This is a genomic window from Neorhizobium tunisiense (genome assembly GCF_039631515.1).
In the GTDB taxonomy this organism is placed as follows: domain Bacteria; phylum Pseudomonadota; class Alphaproteobacteria; order Rhizobiales; family Rhizobiaceae; genus Neorhizobium.
In genome coordinates this window covers 112,100-131,308 of sequence record NZ_JBDIUU010000010.1, presented here as the reverse complement: position 1 = coordinate 131,308, position 19,209 = coordinate 112,100, and the positions used below count along the sequence as shown (strand labels likewise).

The 19,209-nt window shown below is 61.3% G+C and carries 14 protein-coding genes; 7 read left to right on the top strand and 7 right to left on the bottom strand.

All coding sequences use genetic code 11. From position 1 onward, the window contains the following. Positions 1–12: 12 nt before the first annotated feature. The 7 genes from ABCW43_RS25330 to ABCW43_RS25300 form a co-directional block, all read right to left on the bottom strand. On the bottom strand, positions 13–1,116 hold the full coding sequence (locus ABCW43_RS25330) for a glycoside hydrolase (RefSeq protein ID WP_345929614.1): 1,104 nt from the start codon (positions 1,114–1,116) through the stop codon (positions 13–15). Between the two features lie 28 nt (positions 1,117–1,144). Next, positions 1,145–2,317, bottom strand: coding sequence for a galactoglucan pyruvyltransferase (locus tag ABCW43_RS25325; protein ID WP_345929612.1), 1,173 nt, complete (start codon positions 2,315–2,317; stop codon positions 1,145–1,147). 38 nt (positions 2,318–2,355) lie between these two features. After that, positions 2,356–3,534, bottom strand: a complete 1,179-nt coding sequence (locus tag ABCW43_RS25320) for a polysaccharide pyruvyl transferase family protein (RefSeq protein ID WP_345929610.1) — start codon at positions 3,532–3,534, stop codon at positions 2,356–2,358. A 38-nt stretch (positions 3,535–3,572) separates the two neighbouring features. Then, positions 3,573–6,251 (bottom strand): glycosyltransferase, encoded by a 2,679-nt coding sequence (locus tag ABCW43_RS25315; RefSeq protein ID WP_345929608.1) that lies wholly within the window; start codon positions 6,249–6,251, stop codon positions 3,573–3,575. After that, on the bottom strand, positions 6,241–7,722 hold the full coding sequence (locus ABCW43_RS25310; protein ID WP_345929607.1) for a DUF6212 domain-containing protein: 1,482 nt from the start codon (positions 7,720–7,722) through the stop codon (positions 6,241–6,243). The genes ABCW43_RS25315 and ABCW43_RS25310 overlap by 11 nt, the downstream gene beginning before the upstream one ends. A 181-nt stretch (positions 7,723–7,903) precedes the next feature. Next, a complete protein-coding gene (locus ABCW43_RS25305; RefSeq protein ID WP_345929605.1) occupies positions 7,904–9,151 on the bottom strand; it encodes a glycosyltransferase family 4 protein in 1,248 nt (415 codons plus the stop codon). Positions 9,152–9,195: 44 nt separating this feature from the next. Further along, the gene (locus tag ABCW43_RS25300; RefSeq protein ID WP_445739005.1) at positions 9,196–9,708 is read right to left on the bottom strand and encodes a MarR family transcriptional regulator; all 513 of its coding nucleotides are present in this window, start codon (positions 9,706–9,708) and stop codon (positions 9,196–9,198) included. A gap of 255 nt (positions 9,709–9,963) precedes the next feature. On the opposite strand from ABCW43_RS25300, the gene ABCW43_RS25295 reads away from it, so the two are divergent. The 7 genes from ABCW43_RS25295 to ABCW43_RS25265 all read left to right on the top strand — a co-directional run bounded on the left by ABCW43_RS25295 (position 9,964) and on the right by ABCW43_RS25265 (position 19,197). Next, entirely contained in the window at positions 9,964–11,724 is a 1,761-nt protein-coding gene (locus ABCW43_RS25295) for a type I secretion system permease/ATPase (RefSeq protein ID WP_345929601.1), read from the top strand. After that, entirely contained in the window at positions 11,721–13,121 is a 1,401-nt protein-coding gene (locus ABCW43_RS25290; RefSeq protein WP_345929599.1) for an HlyD family type I secretion periplasmic adaptor subunit, read from the top strand. The genes ABCW43_RS25295 and ABCW43_RS25290 overlap by 4 nt, the downstream gene beginning before the upstream one ends. Positions 13,122–13,393: 272 nt before the next feature. Beyond that, entirely contained in the window at positions 13,394–14,053 is a 660-nt protein-coding gene (locus tag ABCW43_RS25285; protein ID WP_345929597.1) for a calcium-binding protein, read from the top strand. Positions 14,054–14,118: 65 nt separating this feature from the next. Then, positions 14,119–16,374: a glycosyltransferase family 2 protein gene (locus tag ABCW43_RS25280; RefSeq protein ID WP_345929595.1), complete on the top strand. Its 2,256-nt coding sequence runs from the start codon at positions 14,119–14,121 to the stop codon at positions 16,372–16,374. After that, positions 16,371–17,210 carry a class I SAM-dependent methyltransferase gene (locus ABCW43_RS25275; protein ID WP_345929593.1) on the top strand — a complete coding sequence of 280 codons (840 nt, stop codon included), beginning with the start codon at positions 16,371–16,373 and terminating at the stop codon, positions 17,208–17,210. Before ABCW43_RS25280 ends, ABCW43_RS25275 begins: the two co-directional genes overlap by 4 nt. Continuing rightward, positions 17,207–18,469 carry a glycosyltransferase family 4 protein gene (locus ABCW43_RS25270; RefSeq protein ID WP_345929591.1) on the top strand — a complete coding sequence of 421 codons (1,263 nt, stop codon included), beginning with the start codon at positions 17,207–17,209 and terminating at the stop codon, positions 18,467–18,469. Before ABCW43_RS25275 ends, ABCW43_RS25270 begins: the two co-directional genes overlap by 4 nt. After that, positions 18,466–19,197 (top strand): hypothetical protein, encoded by a 732-nt coding sequence (locus ABCW43_RS25265; RefSeq protein WP_345929589.1) that lies wholly within the window; start codon positions 18,466–18,468, stop codon positions 19,195–19,197. Before ABCW43_RS25270 ends, ABCW43_RS25265 begins: the two co-directional genes overlap by 4 nt. Positions 19,198–19,209: the final 12 nt, after the last annotated feature.

Below are 19,209 nucleotides of genomic sequence, written 5' to 3'. Positions count from 1 at the left end.
CCGTCTTTGCGGTCATCGCGCCGGGGCTCCTTCGGACGTCGGCGCGATCGCTGCCGCGCCCGCCGGGCTCAGCGCACCGCAACGCCAGACGCTGTAGGCGGGTTGCGTGTCCCAGTCGTAGTAGAAGGCGGCCTCCAGCCTTTTCTCTTCCATCAGCTGAGCGAAGGCGCCGCGCACGGCACGAATTGCGCCTTCCCGTTCCCGGTCGTCGATCGGGCAGGCGCGCGCCGTGTTGGCGATCCCCCATTCGGTCACCCAGCACGGCCTGCCGGTGCCCTGGGGCTGACAAAAGTCGAGCAAAGCCGTCACGTCCCTCATGAGAGCAGCGTCACGCTTGCGGCCGGGATAGACGTGGATGCCATAGGCATCGACCACATCGTCTATGCCCTTTTCGCGGAGCAGCGAGACCACCTCGCCGGGATCGAGCCGCTCCATGCCGCGCCCGTCGGCCTCGCCGACGCCGACGTCGGAAAGGCCGGCGGAGACGACCGCTGCGCCACGGCTATGCATCGTTGCCCGCAATTCCTCGCGCGCGATCCTCACGGCCTCGACATAGATATCGAGCCCCCGCTCAAATGCGTCCCGGTCCGCAATCTCGGCGACGTTTCGCGGCGTGCGCCCGCCTGGCTTGCGGTAGACGAGAAGATCGCCGTTATAGGCACTGTAGTTGATCTCGTTTCCAGGCTCGACCGCATCGAGACGAATGCCCTTGTCGTCGATCGCCTGCAGCGCGGCGCGCAGGCCCGCTCGGAAGCGACCGAGATCGAGGTCCGAAAGCCTGTAGACGTCCCAGATGCGGTCGAAGCCACTTCGGGGACGGGTGCCCTGCGGATAGTAGTCCTTGTTCCCCAGCTGGATCTCGAGGAGTATCCGCAAGCCCAGCCGATCTGCGATCTCAAGGGCCTCTATGCTCTTGTTCACCGGCCTCGACAGCGAAAGCCGGACATGGGTCACTCCGCCCGCCGCCATCTCTGTCAGTACACGCTTCTGGTCGTCGCGCGAAAGCCAGGCAAGGTTCACGCGGTTGATTCCGATACGCCCCGGCGACGTCTCGCTCGCGACGACCGGCACCTGAACAAGCAGGCAGAGTACCGCGAGCACGCAAGGCAAAGCCATGCGCGCCCTCACCCGACCGTATTTACGCCTAGAGACCAATTTGCTTGAGGGCATTGCGGAAATTGACCTCGCAAGCGGAGTAACGGTCGATCACGGCCTGCGTGTCGATCTTGCCGAGGAAGTTGGCGAGATAGGCGCGCTTGTCCGCCTCCCTGTTCCAGGTGGCGGCCTCGATATAGGGGAAGCCGATGAATTCCAGCATCTCCCGCATGCGGTCGTCGACTGCGATCATGAGGGCAGGCGTGCCGGCCTGCATGCCGATGATGCAGCCGTGAAAGCGGCGGCCGAAGCACAGATCGCGCTCCGACATCGCCCCGCGCCACTGGTTCGTATCGAAATAGACCAGCAGTTCGTATTTTCGCTGCCATTTTTCCGAATGCTTGTACTCCGTTCCCCCGGTGATGCGCCCGCTCGACCGGTCATAGGCGATGCCATTATCGTCGCCGGTCAGGGAGAGGCTGTAGGCAACCACTTCGTCCTGGACGACATAGCTTGCGACGCTGTCGGGCTTGAGCAGCGCGTGGGCGTCGACGATCGTATCGGCAACGCTGCCGAGATAGCCGCCGAAGGCGATCTTCTGGGCTTCCGCCAATCCCGGATTGGCAAGCGCCGAAAGCGACCGTTTCATGTCGTTCGGCGAGAAGTAGAGCGACGGGCAGCCGGTCGGCTTGACGAACTTCATCCCCTGCTCCCTGAGGAATTCGGCGGTGAAGTAGCCGCGCGTCAGGAAGAAACTCTCCTTGTTCCGCAACACATCGAGGAACTTGAGCGTGCCGGCCGGCAGCTGATCCTTGAGGCCTTCCTTGCGCTGGATGCCGATGCCCATCACCACGACCGGCATATTCAGCTTCGCGAAGATTTCCGCTTCAAGATCGGCGGAATAGCCGGGGCGTAGCAGATTGGCGGAGGCGAAGACGCACAGATCGAACTCGCGGTTCACACGCTCGTAAAGCTCGTTCGACTCCCGGTTGTTGGCGAGATGCCAGAACGGCAGATAGGTGACGTCATGACCGCGCAGGCTCTCGGCCGCCCCTTCGCCGATCAGATAGTTGCCGGTGTTGGCGATCTTCCTGACCTGCGAGATCAGGTCTTTCTTGGTCCTTGTTTCGTCGAAATAGGGCCGATGGATGACGGTCGTGCCGGAGACGTCCGCAATCGTCCGCTGCAGATAGGATGGAATTCCCGTTAGCAAGATACGCATAACTATCCTTTGAACCGAAAGATGACGATGCTCGGCCGCTAGAGACCGATGCCTATTTCACGAAGTGTGGTGCGGAAGGCGCGCTCGCGGTCGGAATACCGGTCGACAAGTTCGCTCGTGTTGAGCTTTGCCAGATGATCGGCCACGAACTCGGCGCGGTTCTCCGCCTTGTCGACTTCCGTGATGTCGACGGCCGGCAGACCGGTGAAGCCCAGCATCTCGCGCATACGGTCGTCTACCGCCACCATCAGGCTCGGTACGGCCGCCTGCATGGCGATGATCGAGCCGTGGAACCGACGGCCGAAATTGAAATCCATCGACGAAGCCCAGCCACGCCACTGGTTGTTGTCGAAGAACGTGCGGACCTCGAACCGCTGCTTCTCGCGCTCAGTACCGGGATAAGCCAGATCGCCGATCATCAGGCCCGATGCGGAATCATAGACGCGTCCCTCGTCGTTAGGCTCCACCTTCATATCGAAGTGGAGGAACTCGTCCTGCACGACGTATTGCGGCACGGTGTCCGGCGGGGCCAGCGCATTAGCATCGAGGATCGCATCCTGATTGCCGCCGAGATAGCCTGAAAAGATCGTCTTCGCCTTGCCGATCTTGACGCTCGGCAGTTTCTTCATCGACCGCCGCATGTTGTCCGGCATGAAATAGACGGAAGGGCAACCGGTCGGGCGCACGAAGGAGAAACCCTGGTCTTTCAGGAAGCCGGCGGACTCGTAGCCGCGCGTCAGGAAATAGTGCTCGCGTTCCTTGAGCACGGCCAGAAGCCGCTTCGTTCCCTCCGGGAGATTGTTCTCGAGGTCCTTGCGGTTCTGCAAGCCGATGCCCAGCATGACGATAGGCATGTTGAGCCGGCTCAGGACATCCGCCTCTGCGTCCGCGGAAAGCCCCTTGCGCAGGAGATTGGCGCAGGTGAAGACGCAGATGTCGAAATTGGCGTTGAATTCGTCGAACCCGCTGCCGCTCTTGCTCAGATTGTAGAGGTGCCAGAAGGGGACCTGCTTGGCATGCGGCGCGAGCGCCCGCAGGGCGCCCTCACCGATAAGGTAGTTCCCGGTATTGCTGATATTGCGCAGCTCCTGCAGAAACTCTTCCTTCGTTTCCGGCTGCTTCTGCCGCTCCGCATAGGAGACGGAGAGGCCGTGGGCGCCGTTGGCAAGGCGGGTGTAGTGACCAGGAATACCCGTCACGAGAATTCGCGGACGCATTCAACTAGACCTTTCTGTTTCAAAGAAGCGGCCCGGCATCAGCCAGCTGCCGCGACGACGGGATTTGCCGCCGCTTGCTCGCGAAAGACCGCGGCGCGGGACAGTGACGAATTTTTAACGGACCGATCGCTCCACGAGATGAAACCCGAGAAAGAGGCGGCCCACGACCGGCGCGCAGCGGTCCTGATGCAGCCCTCCATGAGCGGAGCGAGCCTCTCGCGATTGCGCGCAACCTCTTCGATGACCCGAGCCATCTCCCTCACCACCTGAGGATCGGAAGGCGCGTTGATGAGTATGCCGTCCTCGCCGTCGGAAATAAGCTCGTCCACGGCGCCAACCTCGGTCGCGATGGGCACGCAGCCGAGCTGCTGCGCCTCGGCGATCATCAGCGGCGCGCCCTCCCACCGTGAAGGCATGAGAAGAACGTCGGCCCAGCCCAGCGCCTTGATCAGATCCTTGCTCGCGAAGACGGGCGGGCGCACGTCGACGCCCAGATCCTTCAGCCGCTCGCTCCAGGAGACGGTGGAATCGGCGAGGATTTCGCCTCCGATGGCCCGGGCATCGAAGGCGACGTTGGACGCCCGCAGTTCCGCGAGCACAGCCGCCAGCCGGTCGATACCCTTCTGCTGGTCGAACCGGCCCATGTAGAGAAGCCGCAGGCGGTCGCCCTTGCGCTCGATCCGCCTGACGGTCAGAACCTCCGCCAGGGCCTTGGGCGGTACCGAGAAGCTTGCTCCGTTCGCAACGGCGAAGACTTTTTCGTGCGGGACGCCGTAGCTGTGCAGATAGATCTTGAGCTGTTCGGAGCAGGTCAGGAAAGCATCGTAGCAATGCTCGTGGGCAATGGCCGCGAAGGGCTGGCCGGCGGGCCTCTTGAAGGCCGTGCTGTCCACGACGTGAAGATAGCAGGCGGTGCGCGTGCCTTCGGCGCGCAGCCGCGCGATGAGGGGATGGACGGCCATCACGTGGTTGTTGATGACCAGATCGAAGCCGGAAAGTTGTCCCTTCAGTGCCTCCCAGTCAACCGAATGCCCCTCGGCGATAAAGTCCTGTCCCAGGAATGAACCCGACCCTCCCCAGGCCGGAATTCCGGCGTCCCAGAAGTGAATGTAGTCGAAGCTGGAATCGAATTCATCGATCACGTCCATCCGCGACGTGCCGAGGACGAACAGATGAGTTTCGTAACCCGCCGCCTTCAATTCCCGGGCGGCCGCATAGACGACCTTTTCGGCCCCGCCGAACGAGGCGTTCGGCACCAGCAGCGCCACGGTCCGCTTGCCCTCGCCATGCCCGAGCGGCAGGACCGGCGATCCGCCGACTTCCTTGCGCAGCGCCTTGTAGAGATCGGTATAGGGTACGAGCCGTGCCGGACGCCAGGTCCAGCGCTTGCCCGCCGTCTCGCGCAAGGGGCTGGTGGCGATCGCGTTGACGCAATTGATCGTCACCTGCTGAGGCGTGATGAGAGAACGCCGCGGGAGGCTTCTTGGAAAGGGGAAGCGCACTTTCAGAACGGCGGATGTCGGCCATACCTGCTGGCTTGCGATCGAGGAGAACCAGTCCACCGCATTGTTCTGGACCACGTCCTGGATGAGCCTGGTCGAAAGGAAAACGAGATCGGCGGGACCGATTTTCTGTGCGCCCGGCCCATGAACGATCGGCTCGATCTTGCGCTGGGTGGCATCGTTGGCGAGCTGGACGAAAACGACGTTGCTGGTCTCGCTCAGCCGCTCGAGATGGGCAAGCACGTTCGGCAGCATGCGCGAACGCCGCAGAAGGTCGAGGGCCGCGCCGCTTCCGGCGACCAGGAAAGGCGGGAAATGTTCGTTGTCGGGCTCGCCGATATTGCCCCAGAACGCGGGGATGATGTCGTCGAGGCGACGTATCGTCGGTGGTTTGGTGGGGTCGGTGAAGAAGGAGATCGCCGTGTCTTCCGTTCGCGCAAACAGGTAACGCGGGCACTCCTCATGCTCGAAATCCACCAGCATCGGGCGCTGGAACAGGGGCATGTGGCGCTTGCGCAGAAAGCTCACCGACGTGGCGCGGTCCCGGTTGGCCTCCTTGAACCGGCTCTCCGCCCTCAGCCTGTATTCGAAGATGGTGTCGTGACAGGGCGTGCCGACGAAACCGTGCTCGATGCAGGACAGCCAGAACTCCCAGTCCTCGAAACCGTTCTGCCTGTCGTCGTTAAAGCGGACGCCTTCCTGAAAAACATCGATCGAGATCATCGATCCCGTATCGCAGATGTTGTCGGTGATGCAGTGGACCAGTCGCGAATAGCGGTTGCCGTAGTGTGCGCGCCAGCTTACCGAAAATGTGTCGATATTCGTGTAAACCCACCCGCAGCCACTGGAAACGAGCTGCCGGTAAAGCGTCTCGATGGTGCCGGGAAGGACGCGATTGTCGGCGTCGAGGAAATAGACAGCCTTCGTCTCCGGAAAGCGTTCGAGGACGAAGTCGATGGCGCGATTGCGCGCCCCGCCTGGGCCGGCGTTCCGACCGAACACGACATGGAGGGAGGGATGGGCCGCGGCGTAAAGCAGCAGTTGATCGAACGTCTCGTGCCGTGGATCGCCATCGACCGAGACGACAATGACGATCCGGCAGCTGCTGAGATTCGAGGCAAGTACCGACTCGATCGCCTCCAGGGCGAGTGCCGCGTGACCGTAAAGGGGCATGGCCACGGCAATCAGGTCCGTAGGCTCCCTGTTACCGGACATCGGCCGCCTCCGTAAATTGTTTAACCATCCGGAAGCCGGACACCTTCAGCCAGGAGAAGTCGACCGAATCCGTGACGGCACGGCTGAGGATCATCAGGTCCATTGACCCCCGCGCCGGCTCGTCCAGCTGGATGTTGATGTTGACGACCTCGCGGGAGCTGACTTCACGCCATCCGCTGAAGAATGCCGACGGCTTGGCCGCACCCTTTCGCGCAAGCTCGGCCACTTCGGAACGCGCGTTCGAATTCGACGGTGCGAGCAGGAAGCTGACCGCCGCGGGCTGACCTTCCGGATGATCGATGAAGGCGCTCGCCGAGAAAGATACCGTTCCGGGTTCGATAGCGCGACTGACCGCGCCTGCCGATATACCGCTCGGCAACGGGTGGCAGACAACGGCATGCTCATGCTCGAGGAAGCGCACTGTCTGGAATTCCGGGACGATGGGCGTGACCGAAACGTCCGCGATCTGGCTCAGCGTACTGACCGCCAGACGATAGTCGATCGTGTACTGACCTTCGAGGAGGCTGCTCGGCGCAATCATGTTGGGTGTTCTGGCGGGCTTGACCCCAGGCAATCCCGTAAACACCTTGAACGCCAGCGGACGCAGGTCGAGATCCGGATGCGGCAGTTCCGACCGTGCCGAATAGCGCTCACCGGCGATCGGATAACCGAGCGAAAGCCCGACCGTCTCTGGTCCGGTCGCGGAAATCCTCAGCCGAAGCGTACGCGCGGCCCCTCCGCATGCCCTGGGCAGAGAGAAGAAATTCCAGTTCTGTACCAGTTGCGCATAAGGGACGGTCCACTCGGCGACGCCTTCGCCGCTCTCGAGATAGCTCAATGCGACGACAAGCTCCCCGGTAGTCCTAGGCACCGAGTGCAGGTGAAGGGCGAACCCGGCCACGCCAAGGCTGGATACCGGCAGCAGCTGCTCGACAAAGGCGGCGGAAAGCAGCTGCCCAATCCCCTCGTCCTTTGGATCAGAATAGGGATCATGGGAGAAAATCTCCGAAACCGGCTCCCAGTTTCGCGCCTGGAACGCATCTTCGAGCGCCCGGTAGTTTTCCATCAGCGTTTCACGTTCCCGGCGCAGGATCGCAAGCTCCGAGGTGATTGAAGCGCTGTACCGGGCAAGCCGGCCGACGCCGCCCTCGGTCAGCGCCCTCAGGAGCGGAAAACTGTCAGATCTATTTACGGGATCAAGCCGCTGTATGGGAACCGCGGGGACCGTCCCCAGCGGTCCAAGTAGCGCCAGACGCTCCTGCAAGTCAGCCTCGCCCTCTTCGGAAAGGGCGACGGCGATCAAGGGAAAAGCATTCTGCAATGTCGCCGGAGGATGACCATCAGCATCGAGGTAAACAACCAGATGCTCGATATCGCTCCCTTCGAAACATGATCGATCCCGGCCCGACGCCGCGATCAGCTTTCTCGCCACCAGTCGTTTCCCAATGCCGGAAGACGTCAATTCTTGCACGCGCGGCCTCTGAACAATTAGCTCGGAACAAAAAGCAAAGACGCCGAATAATCAGATGTTTATTCAAATCATCCGGCGCCCATATGGGGAGCCTAACAACTAACATTGCAGTGCACAATAATAAAAATTAGCCAAGGCTAAGAAAAATGCTTCATATATACTTTAAAAATCAAAGTAATAATTATAGGCTCATTTCTGCATTGCGCAGAAGTGGTTTTCCGATCAATTTTTCAAGAAGATTCTGCTGACGATCGAGGCAGTCCGTCAGACGAAACCGCCTCTCGATCGTCCGGCGCGCCGCTGCACGCATCTCGAAATGACGTTCCGGGTTCGTCAGGGCGCCGAGAACGGCCTCAGCGAGCGCATCCGTATCGAAGAACGGCACCAACAGGCCGTTCCGGCCGGAGCGTATGACCTCCTGGACGGGCGAGGTATCCGATCCGATGACCAGAGCGCCGCAGGCCATCGCCTCCAACACCGACCAGGATAGAACGAACGGATAGGTGAGGTAGAGGTGCGCGGCCGAGATCTGGTAAAGCTGCCGCAAAACCGAATGCGGCACCGCGCCGGGAAAGAGGATATTCTCCCGCGGTATGTCCAGGGATTTGAGGAGATGATCCTTCCACGCCCCGCCGCCGGGCGGCGGCACACCATAGCTGATGCCGTCTCCGCCGACGAAAACGAACAAGGCATCGGGGCGTTGGCGCACAACCTTGGCGGCAGCCTCCAAAACCTGTGGAAATCCGCGATACGGCTCAAGATCGCGGGCGACAAAGGTGACGATGGGGGGACCACCGGCGCTGAGGACACGTCCGTCCGGAAGCGTGACCGACGTTGTCGGGTCCGGTCGAAACCGCGCCGTATCGATCCCCTCGTGACATACCGAAATACGCCCCCGGGCGTCGGCGGGGTACAGGCTTCTCTGCCAATGGGTGGGGCTGATGCCGGCCTCGATGGCCTCAAGGGACAGGAGCTGCGCGATGTTGCGCAGCCGCAGCCTCTTGCGCGTCTCCAGATCGGGCTGATCGTCGGGGGAGAACCCGATGTCCGCCCCTTCCGACCGGTAAAAGAACTCGCAATACCCCAATGCCGGCGCCTGCGGCAGCACGTCCTTCAGGAACATCATGCTTCCCCACCCGATATGGCCAACGACAATGTCGGGCACCAGCCCCTGCCGCACCATGGCATCGAGCGTTTCGGCGACGCGATGACCGATTCGCGCATGGTGATCGGGAGTACCCATGTGTCGGGCCATATGCGGATCTGCGCGCGGGCCCGATTCCGCTCGATGTCGAACGACGCGAACGGATGGGATCTTCTGGTCGATGGTCTCGGTGATGAGGCTGACCTCATTGCCCGCCTGTGCGAGCCGAGCGGCCAGGGCAGCGAACTGGCCGAAACCCCGTCGATGAACAAACGCCACGTGCATCGCGTCTAGCCCGCCGTTGCCAGGTGCGCGGCATTACCCACCGCTTAGACGCCGTACCGTGAAGCACTACCCCAGGCCAGTTCGAGCTGGTGCAGTGTCTGGAAGACCGTCTCCAGCATCCGTTGGTCCTGGTCGCCTCGCTTCACCGCACGCTCGTAGGTCATCGCCGCGTCGCGAAGATTTGCCCTGAGCTGCCGCCCCTTCTCCGTCAGCTTGATGCGTGCTGACCGCTTGTCGCGCTGGGAGGCAACGCGATCAATATAGTCACCATCGCCCAGCTGCTTCAGATAGTAGGAAACGTTGGAGCCGACATAATGCCCACGATCCAGAAGCTCGGCGACCGACAGCTCCGAATCACCGATTGCCAGCAGGATCATTGCCTGTGCCGGCCCGATATCGTCTACCCGAAGCTTGGTCAGCTCGGCGCGGATCAGGCCCGAGAACCGTCGGCTTGCCCGCTCCATGAGGCGAGCGAGCTCGAAATACGTAACCTGTTGGAGGTCCCCGAATTCGGCATCCTGAGGATGCCTGGGGTCTGTCTGTGCTGCCTGACCCATCTGAACCGTTAGTTCGCCATTCAGCTCTACGGGTAAATTAAGCACAACTTCTTCTTTCATCCCACTCTCCGTTTCAGGAAATTACTTCAAAAATTGAAGTAATATTCGACTACGCCCATCCCTCCCAATCGCCATTAGCTTGCGCGGCCCCCTCGTTATGTGCCAGATTGGCAGAAGCAATACTATCCTTCGGTTTAGCTATAACAAATACGTCCTCCAACTGGTTGATCTAACGTTAACTCGAGGCAAATTTCCATGCGCGATACTGTTCAAAATGGGACAAGAAGCAAGGGGCAAATGCGGGGAGGACAAAATCAAGACAGCCCTGGGTTGCTGATATCGCAAGCCAAGCGTGTGTTCCTGTCGGGGTTGTTTTATGCGGCGGCGCTGAGCGTGTGCCTCAACCTACTACAACTGACGATGCCTCTGTTCATGCTCCAGGTTCATGACCGGGTGCTCAACAGTCAAAGCATGGACACGCTTGCGATGCTCATCATCCTGGCCATCGGCGCCCTGGTGGTGCTCGGTGTACTGGAATTCATCCGTGCACTCTCGTTCCAGGCCATCGGAGGCGCGCTTGTGCGTCGGCTGAACATGCCGGTCCTCGCCGCTGCCGTTCAGGCCTCGGTCGATCAGGGCCTGTCGCGCGCAACCCAGTCGCTTCGGGACATCGCGGAATTGCGAAGCTTCCTGACCTCGTCAGCGGTCACTGCGCCCCTGGACGCAGCCTGGTCACCGATTTTCCTTGGCGCCCTTTTCCTTTTGCATCCGCTTTTTGGTCTTATCGGAGCGGTCTCCGTCGCACTGCTCGTTGGCGGCGGCCTGGTGACATACATGTTGACGCATCAACTCACCAAGGAAGCGAACCAAACAAATATCGAGGCCGTATCCAGGATTGGCGCCTCGCTGCGACATGCCGAGGCCATCGAGGCGATGGGCATGCTGCCGGCCCTGGCGGCCCGTTGGCGCGCCCTTCAACTGCAGGCTCTCAGCGATTTTGAAACGAGTGGGAGCAGGAGCAAGGCGATGTCGTCCATCACCCGCACCCTGCGCTACTCCATCCAGATCATCACCCTGGCAGCCGGCGCGTATCTGGTGCTGGAGCAGGAAATCACGCCCGGCGCGATGATGGCATCGAGCATTCTTGTCGGGCGCCTCCTGATTCCCTTCGATTCGATCATCGAGAATTGGCGCCAGTGGGTGCTGGCGATCGCCGGCTGGCGTCGCATCGAGGTGATTCTCAAGGCGGACGTCGCAGTCCGCCAGACGATGCCCACGCCGCATTCGTCGGGTGACATCGTGGTCGACAAGCTGGTTTACGCAGCACCGGGGCTGGATGTGCCCATCATCAAGGGGATTTCTTTCTCCCTCTCTCCAGGCGAGGTTCTGGGCGTGATCGGTCCCTCGGCGGCCGGCAAATCGACTCTCGCGCGCCTGCTGGTCGGCATCTTGCGCCCGACGTCCGGCGGCGTCTTCCTCGACGGCAACAACACCTATCTCTGGGAGCGCGGCTCGTTCGGGCAGGTGGTCGGATATCTGCCGCAATCCGTCTCGCTTCTGGAAGGCACAATTCGAGAAAATATCGGGCGAATGGCGGACAGCGATCCATACAAGGTGCTGGAGGCGGCGCGGCTGGCCGACATCCACGAAATGATCGGACGCCTGCCGCTCGGCTACGACACACCCGTCGGCGACGGACATCTGACCCTTTCCGGCGGGCAAAGGCAGCGCATAGCGTTGGCGCGTTGCCTCTACAACCAGCCTCGCCTGATCGTGCTCGACGAGCCGAACGCGAACCTGGACTCGATCGGCGAGCGGGCCTTGATCCGCGCGATCCAGCGCGCGCGCGACGACGGCGCCATCGTTATCATAATCGCTCACAGGCAAGCCATCATGCAGGTAGCCGACAAGCTGCTCGTGCTCGAAAACGGCCGCATCACGCAGTTCGGACCGCGAACGGCCGTGGTTACGACCACGATACCGGGCGAATCACTCCGCGAGGTAGCCTCGATATGACTGAAAAAACTTCCCTTGCGATCCGTGCTGATCTCGCCGAACGTCGCCTCCAGCGGCATCAGCCGGTATTGCTGGATGTCGGCCCGTCTGACCTGGAGTTCGACCAGTTCGACAACCGTTCGCCGCTCCGTCGTCTTGTTATTGCGGGGCTCGCCACGATCTTGGTGTCCTTCGGTGGATTTTTTGCCTGGGCCTTTTCGGTCGAGCTCAGCAGCGCGACGGTCGCCAACGGCACGGTCATCGTCGACTCGAAACGAAAGACCATCAGTCATTTTGAAGGCGGCGTGATGAGCCGATTGCTCGTTCAGGAGGGCGACAAGGTTTCCGCCGGCCAGCCCCTGATCGAATTGGAGGATACGCGGGCCCGTTCCAGCCTGCAGTCGCTCCAAATCCGGCGCATTGGCCTGATCGCAAAATTGGCCCGATTGAAAGCCGAGCAGGCTGACCTGCCTCAAATCAGCTTTCCACGCGATTTCGGCGACGCCCAGGACGCTACAGTCGACGATGCCGTCAGAGCCGAGACGATATTTTTCGAAAAGCGGCGCGAGACCAAGGTCGGACGCGTCGACGTCCAGCAAAAGACCATCGAGGAGCATCTCGAACATGCATCGTCACTCGGCATCCAGATCCAGGCAGCCGACCAGCAAATCGGTTTCATCAAGGAACACCGGACGGCGACGGAAACGCTGGTGAAAAAAGGCGCGATACCGCGCACGCAACTCATCGAGATCGATTCCAAGCTAAGCGAGCTTGCAAGGGAACGTGGGGAACTCGTCGGCAACAAGGCTCAGGCCGAAAAAGCCGCAGCGGGCGCACAGCTTGGGCTGACCGGGATCGAAAGCGATTTTCAATCGACGATTGCCGGCGAAATCACCACGGCACGCGTTGATCTTGCGGATGTCGAAGAGCAGATCACCGCGTCGAAGGACGTGCTGCGGCGCCTTGAGATTCGCTCTCCGCAGGATGGCATCATCAGCAACATCTTGCTGCGCACCCCTGGCAGCGCGGTCACCCCCGGCCAGCCGCTGCTGGAGATCGTTCCGGAAAATGAGCCCCTGCTGGTCGAGATGCGCGTCAATCCTCGCGACATCGACAGCATCGCCGTGGGCTCGCAGACGCAAGTCCGGCTGACGGCCTATAATCAACGCTCCCGCCTGCCGATGGAAGGCGCTATTACATATGTCGCCGCGGACCAGTCGGTCGATGAGAAATCAAACAGTGCGTTTTTCGTCGCGCGCGCCAAGCTCGACCCGTCATCGCTCAAGGCAAACCCGGATGTCCGCCTCTCCCCCGGCATGCCCGCGGAGGTGCTGATCATCCACGCGTCACGCCGTGCGATCGACTACATCACGTCTCCTGTCCTTGAGAGCTTCAATCGCGCATTCAGAGAAGACTAGATTTCTGGATAAACTTAAATGCTGCACAGCAGAAATTGTTTCAAATTTTGAAGTTATTTCCAAGTAAAATATATACACATTACTTTATAATCCCGGAAACTATCGAAACAATGTGCCAATAATATTCAATTTCGGAAATATATTTCTCAAAACGTGGCATTTTAGCTTCCAGACATGCTTGCGCTTCGTTTTTTTGCAGTGCACAGTCCACGTGCGAAATCGTCGCACCCTGCGCCGAGACGCGTGAATATAGATCCGAAGAGGAGAGGCAGATGGCCACATTGGAAGGCGGAGCATACGACGATGCCCTGTTCGGCTCCCGCTTTAACGACTTCATTCGCGCCCATGGGGGCGATGATTTCGTGAGCGGAGGCAACGGGCACGACATCGTGTTCGGTGGTGACGGCGACGACCTGCTGTTCGGCGGAAAGGGACATGATTCCCTATTCGGCGGCGAGGGCAGCGACTTGCTGAACGGTGAAGACGGGAATGACAACCTTGTCGGCGGCTGGGGTGATGACCTTATGTACGGTGACAAGGGCAATGACACCCTGCTCGGCGGACAGGGAAGCGACCTTCTGTCCGGCGGCAAGGGCGCCGACATCCTTTATGGCGGCGATGGTGCCGACATCATCGATGGCGGTGCCGGCAACGACGTCCTGGTAGGCGGTGCTGGCCACGACGTCTTCGTCTTCGACGGCGGTGGCGGGAATGACGTCATTCTCGACTTTAACGCGGGCGAGGATCTGCTGCAGATCTCGAAGGGTATCAATGGCCTCGACGTGTCTTCGCCCGAAGACCTGGCCTCGCGTGTCACGCAGGTCGGCGGCAATGTCATCGTGGATCTCGGCCACGGCGATACGCTCACATTGGTCAATGTCGACGCCGACGACATCCATGCCAATCCCGAGAACTACTTCACAGTTCACTGAATATGACTTCTGCGCGCCCTGCCTCCTCCCGTGGGGCGCGCAACTCCGATCCAGAGGGGTAGCGCGTGACGTTCGACGAATCGACAGACGCCACTGGCGTTTTCAGAAACGCAAAGATCTTTCGGCTCGGCGCGGACCTGGCCGTCCTTGTCTGGGACCTTCCCCCGTCCCTTCCCGCCACCACGAAATGCCTGTTGTCCATGGACCGGTCGCCGGTACCGCTCGTCAGCATGATGCTGCCGCTCGGCAACGGAAGACACCGTATGTTCTGGGCGATGAGGCCGGAAAAGCAGCCGGTGAGTGTGGGCATCTGCACCGAACACGGCAGCACCGCCGAAACCATCGTGATGCAGCCGGCGCGAACGCTCGCGCCCCTCGATGTGGAGGCACTGTTCGCGGACCTCGCGCCGCATGCCCGTATCAAGTTCGTCAACAACCTGCTGACCGTATGGCGAAGCGCCTTCCGCATCGCCGGCGACCATCTTTTCAACATGGTGGTCGAGGACGCTCTTCACGCGCTCGTGCCCGAACCGCAGGCCGCCAGCATCGTCTGCCAGATTGCGCAAGGACGCCATCTGATCGAGACGGCTATCAGTCCGGATCTCGGCGACATCACGGCGATCTATGCGATCGGCGCAGCTTCGATTGCACGCATGGCCGTAAGGGTTATCCTCGGACGCGCCGCGAAAAACGGCCTGCAATCTTGCCATTTCATCGCAGAGGCGCGTTCTCCTTCCCCTCCGTTTCTCATCGTCCTCCTGAGCAAGAACGGCGCCGCCATTCGCCAGCTTGCTGACGGCAAGCCTCGTTATCCCAGCATCCAGAGCTGGTGGAGCAAAAACCCCGAGGCGGCGGAACTGCGCGAAATGATTGTCCGGCAGCTCGCCGCGCTGCCGGAAAGCGGCGCCGCCATGGCGATCGACCTTCAAGTTCGTGCACCGCTGGCCACAAGCCGGATTGCCAAGTCGACGATGCATCCGTCCGGTGAGGTCGATCTCGCTCTGGCGCTCGACGGCGGTCTGCTGGCCGGCGGCTGGTTCCACGCGCCGTCATCCGCGTTCGCCGGCATCGACTACGTCAAGGAGGACGGCACGGCGGTGCCGCTCGACGGCAACAGCTACGAATTTCCGGCATGGGCGCAAGGCAAGGATGAGAAGAGCAGGACCGATGTGACCGGCTTCGTCGCCTGGATCCCCTTGTCGGAATCCCCCGGGCCGCTCCTGCAACCGCGATTCCAGATGCGCCTTGCCTCGGGAGCGGTCAGGCCGCTTATACCGGCGCCACAGCCTTTCGAGCCCGCGACGCAACGAAACCATCTGCTGCGCGCCGTGCCGCCACAACATGCGGTCGACGGCGCCTTCCGCACGATCCTGGCCCCTGCCCTGCAGGACATAGAACGGCGACTGGGCAAGACCATAGAGGTCGACAGCACGAAGGACTACAGCCTGCCCAAGAGCGCACCCCTCGTTTCCATTGTCGTGCCTCTCTACAAGGTTCTCGATTTCCTACGCTTCCAGCTGTCGGGGATGGCTACCGACCCGTGGCTCGCAGCCAACGCGGAGGTCATCTATGTCCTCGATTCACCGGAAATCCAGGACGAGACGGAGCACATGCTGGGCGGCCTGCACCTTCTGCACGGGCTGTCGATGAAGCTGGTGGTCATGAATCGTAACGGCGGCTATGCGCGTGCCTGCAATGCGGGCGCGCGTTTTGCGCGCGGCGACATGCTGGTCATGCTCAATTCGGATGTCGTGCCAAGCGCACCCGGCTGGCTTCAGGTGTTGTCGCGACCGCTGCTGGAAAACGGCAAGCTGGGCGCCGTCGGCCCTAAACTGATCTTCGAAGACGGTTCGCTGCAGCATGCCGGCCTGTATTTCGGCCGCGATCAGCGCGGGATCTGGCTGAACCACCATTTCCACAAGGGTATGCCTGGCGACTACGCCCCCGCGCAACATGCCCGCGACGTTCCCGGCGTGACCGGCGCTTGCCTCGTAACCCGAAGAGACACCTACGAGCGCGTTGGCGGCTTTACCGAGGACTACGTGATCGGCGACTATGAGGACAGCGACCTCTGCCTCAAGATCCGCCGGCTCGGGCTCCAGATAGCCTACGAGCCGGCAGCGTGCCTCTATCATTTCGAGCGCCGCTCGATCCGCCGCAGCCAGGACTACATGCGCGGCGTTGCAAGCCAATACAATTCATGGCTCCACACGCAGCGCTGGGAGGACGACATCACCGAACTGATGGCGAACCTGTTCGGCAGGGACCACGATCGACCCGCGGCAGGGGGTATGGGAACCCGGGAAAGGAACGCGGCATGAGCCATGCGGCACTCCTGCACCCCAATAGGCCGGCGCGGCTGATCGATGAAGACCGCGTTCGCTGGCTCATCGAATCCGTTCGGGGCAATCGTTTTCTGCCGCAACCGGAATCCACCAATGTCTTCGTGGGAGACGGTGATTTTCGCGCGATAGGAGCGGAGTTTCTCGGTTACTTCATTCGCATCGGCGGCCTGCGCGAAGACAGCCGCGTGCTCGACATCGGCTGCGGTATCGGCCGGATGGCCGTGCCGCTCACGCAATATCTCGATCCGCAGACGAGCCGCTACGATGGCGTCGATCCCGTCGAGGGCGGTATTGGCTGGTGCCAGCGAACGATCGCGCCTGCCTACCCCAATTTCGCCTTCCAGCGGCTGGACATCGCGCACGAACTCTACAATCCAGACGGCAAGATCAGCGGGAAGACCTTGAGGCTTCCCTTTCCGGACCGTCATTTCGACTTCGTCATCATGACGTCCGTGGTCACTCATCTGCCGCCCGCGGAAATCCTTGTCTACCTCGCCGAAGTCCGCAGGGTCCTGTCACCAGGCGGGCGCCTGTTCATGACCGCCTTCGTGGTCGACCGGATCGCGGCGGCAAACGAACACGGCCGGCGCGATCCGCGCCTCGCCTTCCGCCGCTATGGCGAAAGCCCATGCTGGTTCGTACCCAACCAGCCGCCGCTTGCCGCGGTCGGCTTTGAAGACGGCTTTCTGGACAAGGCGCTCGAACGGGCCGGCCTCTCCGTCGCTCTGAAATCGCTTGGCCATTGGCGTGGCACCACCGCGGGCCACCATCAGGACTTCATCGTGGCGAAACGCCGGGGAAATGGTCGATGAGCAAGCGCATTCTGGTGGCAGCGCACAACCATCCGTCCCTCCACCCGGGTGGAACGGAGATATTCGCTCACGACCTGTTTCGCGCCTACCAGCGCGAGGGGCACGAAGCCCTGTTTCTCGGTGCCACCAACCAGATCCACCGCGAGGCAAGGCCAGGCACGAGCTTCCAGAGCATCGGTTCGGCGGGAGATGAGGTCCTGTTGTGGTCCGGGCACTTCGACCGCTTCTTCATGAGCCAGATCGATCTCTACGGTGTCGTGCCTGATATAACGGACTTGCTGCGCGATTTCCGGCCGGATGTGGTTCACCTCCATCACCTGCTGCTGCTGGGCGCCGAGTTCCCCCACATCGTCCGCCGCACCTTGCCCGACTGCCAGATCGTCATGACGCTGCATGACTACTACCCCATCTGCCACCATGACGGCCTGATGGTACGCACCGGCAGCAAGGAACTTTGTTACCAGGCCAGCCCTGACCGCTGCCATGCCTGTTTCAAGGATATTCCGCTCGATCGCTTTGCCCTGCGCGAACGCCACCTGAAGGCCCTCCTGAGCACGGTCGACCACTTCGTCTCGCCAAGCGCCTTTTTACGCGACCGCTTCGTGCGGTGGGGACTGGACGAAGACAGGATCAGCGTCATTCCCAATGGTATTCCCACCCGAACTGCCGGCGCGCGAAGGGAGCTGCTGCAGGGCGGCAAGCCGGTCTTCGGATATTTCGGAAATCTCAACCCCTGGAAGGGGGTAACCGTCTTGCTCGACGCTTCGCGCCAGCTTCTGGCCGATGGCCTCGATTTCGAGCTCCGCGTGCATGGCGGAGCGCCCTTTCAGAGCGAGGGCTTCGTCGAGGAGATCAATCGGCGCTTTTCCGAAACGTCGGAATCCGTGCAGTCCCGAGGACCCTACCGCCGCGAAGATATTGCTGATCTCGTTGCAGCGGTCGATTGCACCATCGTTCCTTCCGTCTGGTGGGAGAACGCCCCGCTTGTCATTCAGGAAGCCCAGGCCCAAGGCCGTCCGGTCATCGCTAGCAATATCGGGGGAATGGCGGAAATGGTCGAGCATGGCGTCAACGGCCTCACCGTTCCACCCAACGATGCCAGAGCGCTCGCCGCGGCGATGCGGACCATAGTGGAAGAACCGAACCTGCTGCGCCGGCTTTCCGAAAACGCCCGCAAACCCGACGACATCGACACGACCGCCCGCCGCTACCTCAAGTGGATGGAGACGGCACAGGTTCAGGTATTGGAGAGCGTATGACCAGTCCCGCTGAACGACCGGATGCCGCATCCGAACAGGACAACGCCAGGCCGATGAACGGCCGGGTGGATGCCGTCGACATGGGCAGGATCTTCGGCTGGGCATTCGACCCGATGGCGCCGGACCAACGGCTCACCATCCGTGTCCTCCTCGACGGCAAGGTGATTGCCGAGGCCGTTGCCGACCGCAATCGCCCCGACCTGCGGCGCAACGGTATCGGCGACGGCAAACACGCATTTGAAATCGCACTGCCTGATCCCCTCCAGTCCCGGGCGAACGATATCGTCGTCATGGCGCGAAATGGAGCCGGTTCCGAGCAGGCCCTGCGCGTTCCCCAGCCAAACGAGCAGGCGGCCGAGGCTCTTATCGCCGCACCGCTGGCGAAAGTGCTCGACAAGCTCGATGTGTTGATGGCGGCGCAGCGGCAGTTGCAGGTCTCGCAGCGCTCGCTGCAGCGCGCACCGGAAATCGATGCCGACAAGCCCGAGACCGCCGGCCTGACCGATGTCAGCAATGCCGTCGAAGGCCTCAAGGTGGAGATCAGCCAGCGGCTGAATGATCTCGATGTCCACCTGATGCGGATGGATGGGATTGTGGCAGGAATGGAAAAGAACCTGAACGCGTTGCGCAAGCGTTCGAACGGCGAAATAAAGCCCCTGCTGCTGCTGTTGTTCGTTCTCGTGGGATTTGCCGCGGGCGCCAGCCTTGTGCTGGTTGCCAGAATCTGACCCAGGGAGGGT

Excerpts from the sequence above, each read along its gene's own strand:
- ABCW43_RS25330 (WP_345929614.1), bottom strand. The coding sequence starts at position 1,116 with ATGGCTTTGCCTTGCGTGCTCGCGGTACTCTGCCTGCTTGTTCAGGTG.
- ABCW43_RS25325 (WP_345929612.1), bottom strand. The coding sequence starts at position 2,317 with ATGCGTATCTTGCTAACGGGAATTCCATCCTATCTGCAGCGGACGATT.
- ABCW43_RS25320 (WP_345929610.1), bottom strand. The coding sequence starts at position 3,534 with ATGCGTCCGCGAATTCTCGTGACGGGTATTCCTGGTCACTACACCCGC.
- ABCW43_RS25315 (WP_345929608.1), bottom strand. The coding sequence starts at position 6,251 with ATGTCCGGTAACAGGGAGCCTACGGACCTGATTGCCGTGGCCATGCCC.
- ABCW43_RS25305 (WP_345929605.1), bottom strand. The coding sequence starts at position 9,151 with ATGCACGTGGCGTTTGTTCATCGACGGGGTTTCGGCCAGTTCGCTGCC.
- ABCW43_RS25300 (WP_445739005.1), bottom strand. The coding sequence starts at position 9,708 with ATGGGTCAGGCAGCACAGACAGACCCCAGGCATCCTCAGGATGCCGAA.
- ABCW43_RS25295 (WP_345929601.1), top strand. The coding sequence starts at position 9,964 with ATGCGCGATACTGTTCAAAATGGGACAAGAAGCAAGGGGCAAATGCGG.
- ABCW43_RS25290 (WP_345929599.1), top strand. The coding sequence starts at position 11,721 with ATGACTGAAAAAACTTCCCTTGCGATCCGTGCTGATCTCGCCGAACGT.
- ABCW43_RS25285 (WP_345929597.1), top strand. The coding sequence starts at position 13,394 with ATGGCCACATTGGAAGGCGGAGCATACGACGATGCCCTGTTCGGCTCC.
- ABCW43_RS25275 (WP_345929593.1), top strand. The coding sequence starts at position 16,371 with ATGAGCCATGCGGCACTCCTGCACCCCAATAGGCCGGCGCGGCTGATC.
- ABCW43_RS25270 (WP_345929591.1), top strand. The coding sequence starts at position 17,207 with ATGAGCAAGCGCATTCTGGTGGCAGCGCACAACCATCCGTCCCTCCAC.
- ABCW43_RS25265 (WP_345929589.1), top strand. The coding sequence starts at position 18,466 with ATGACCAGTCCCGCTGAACGACCGGATGCCGCATCCGAACAGGACAAC.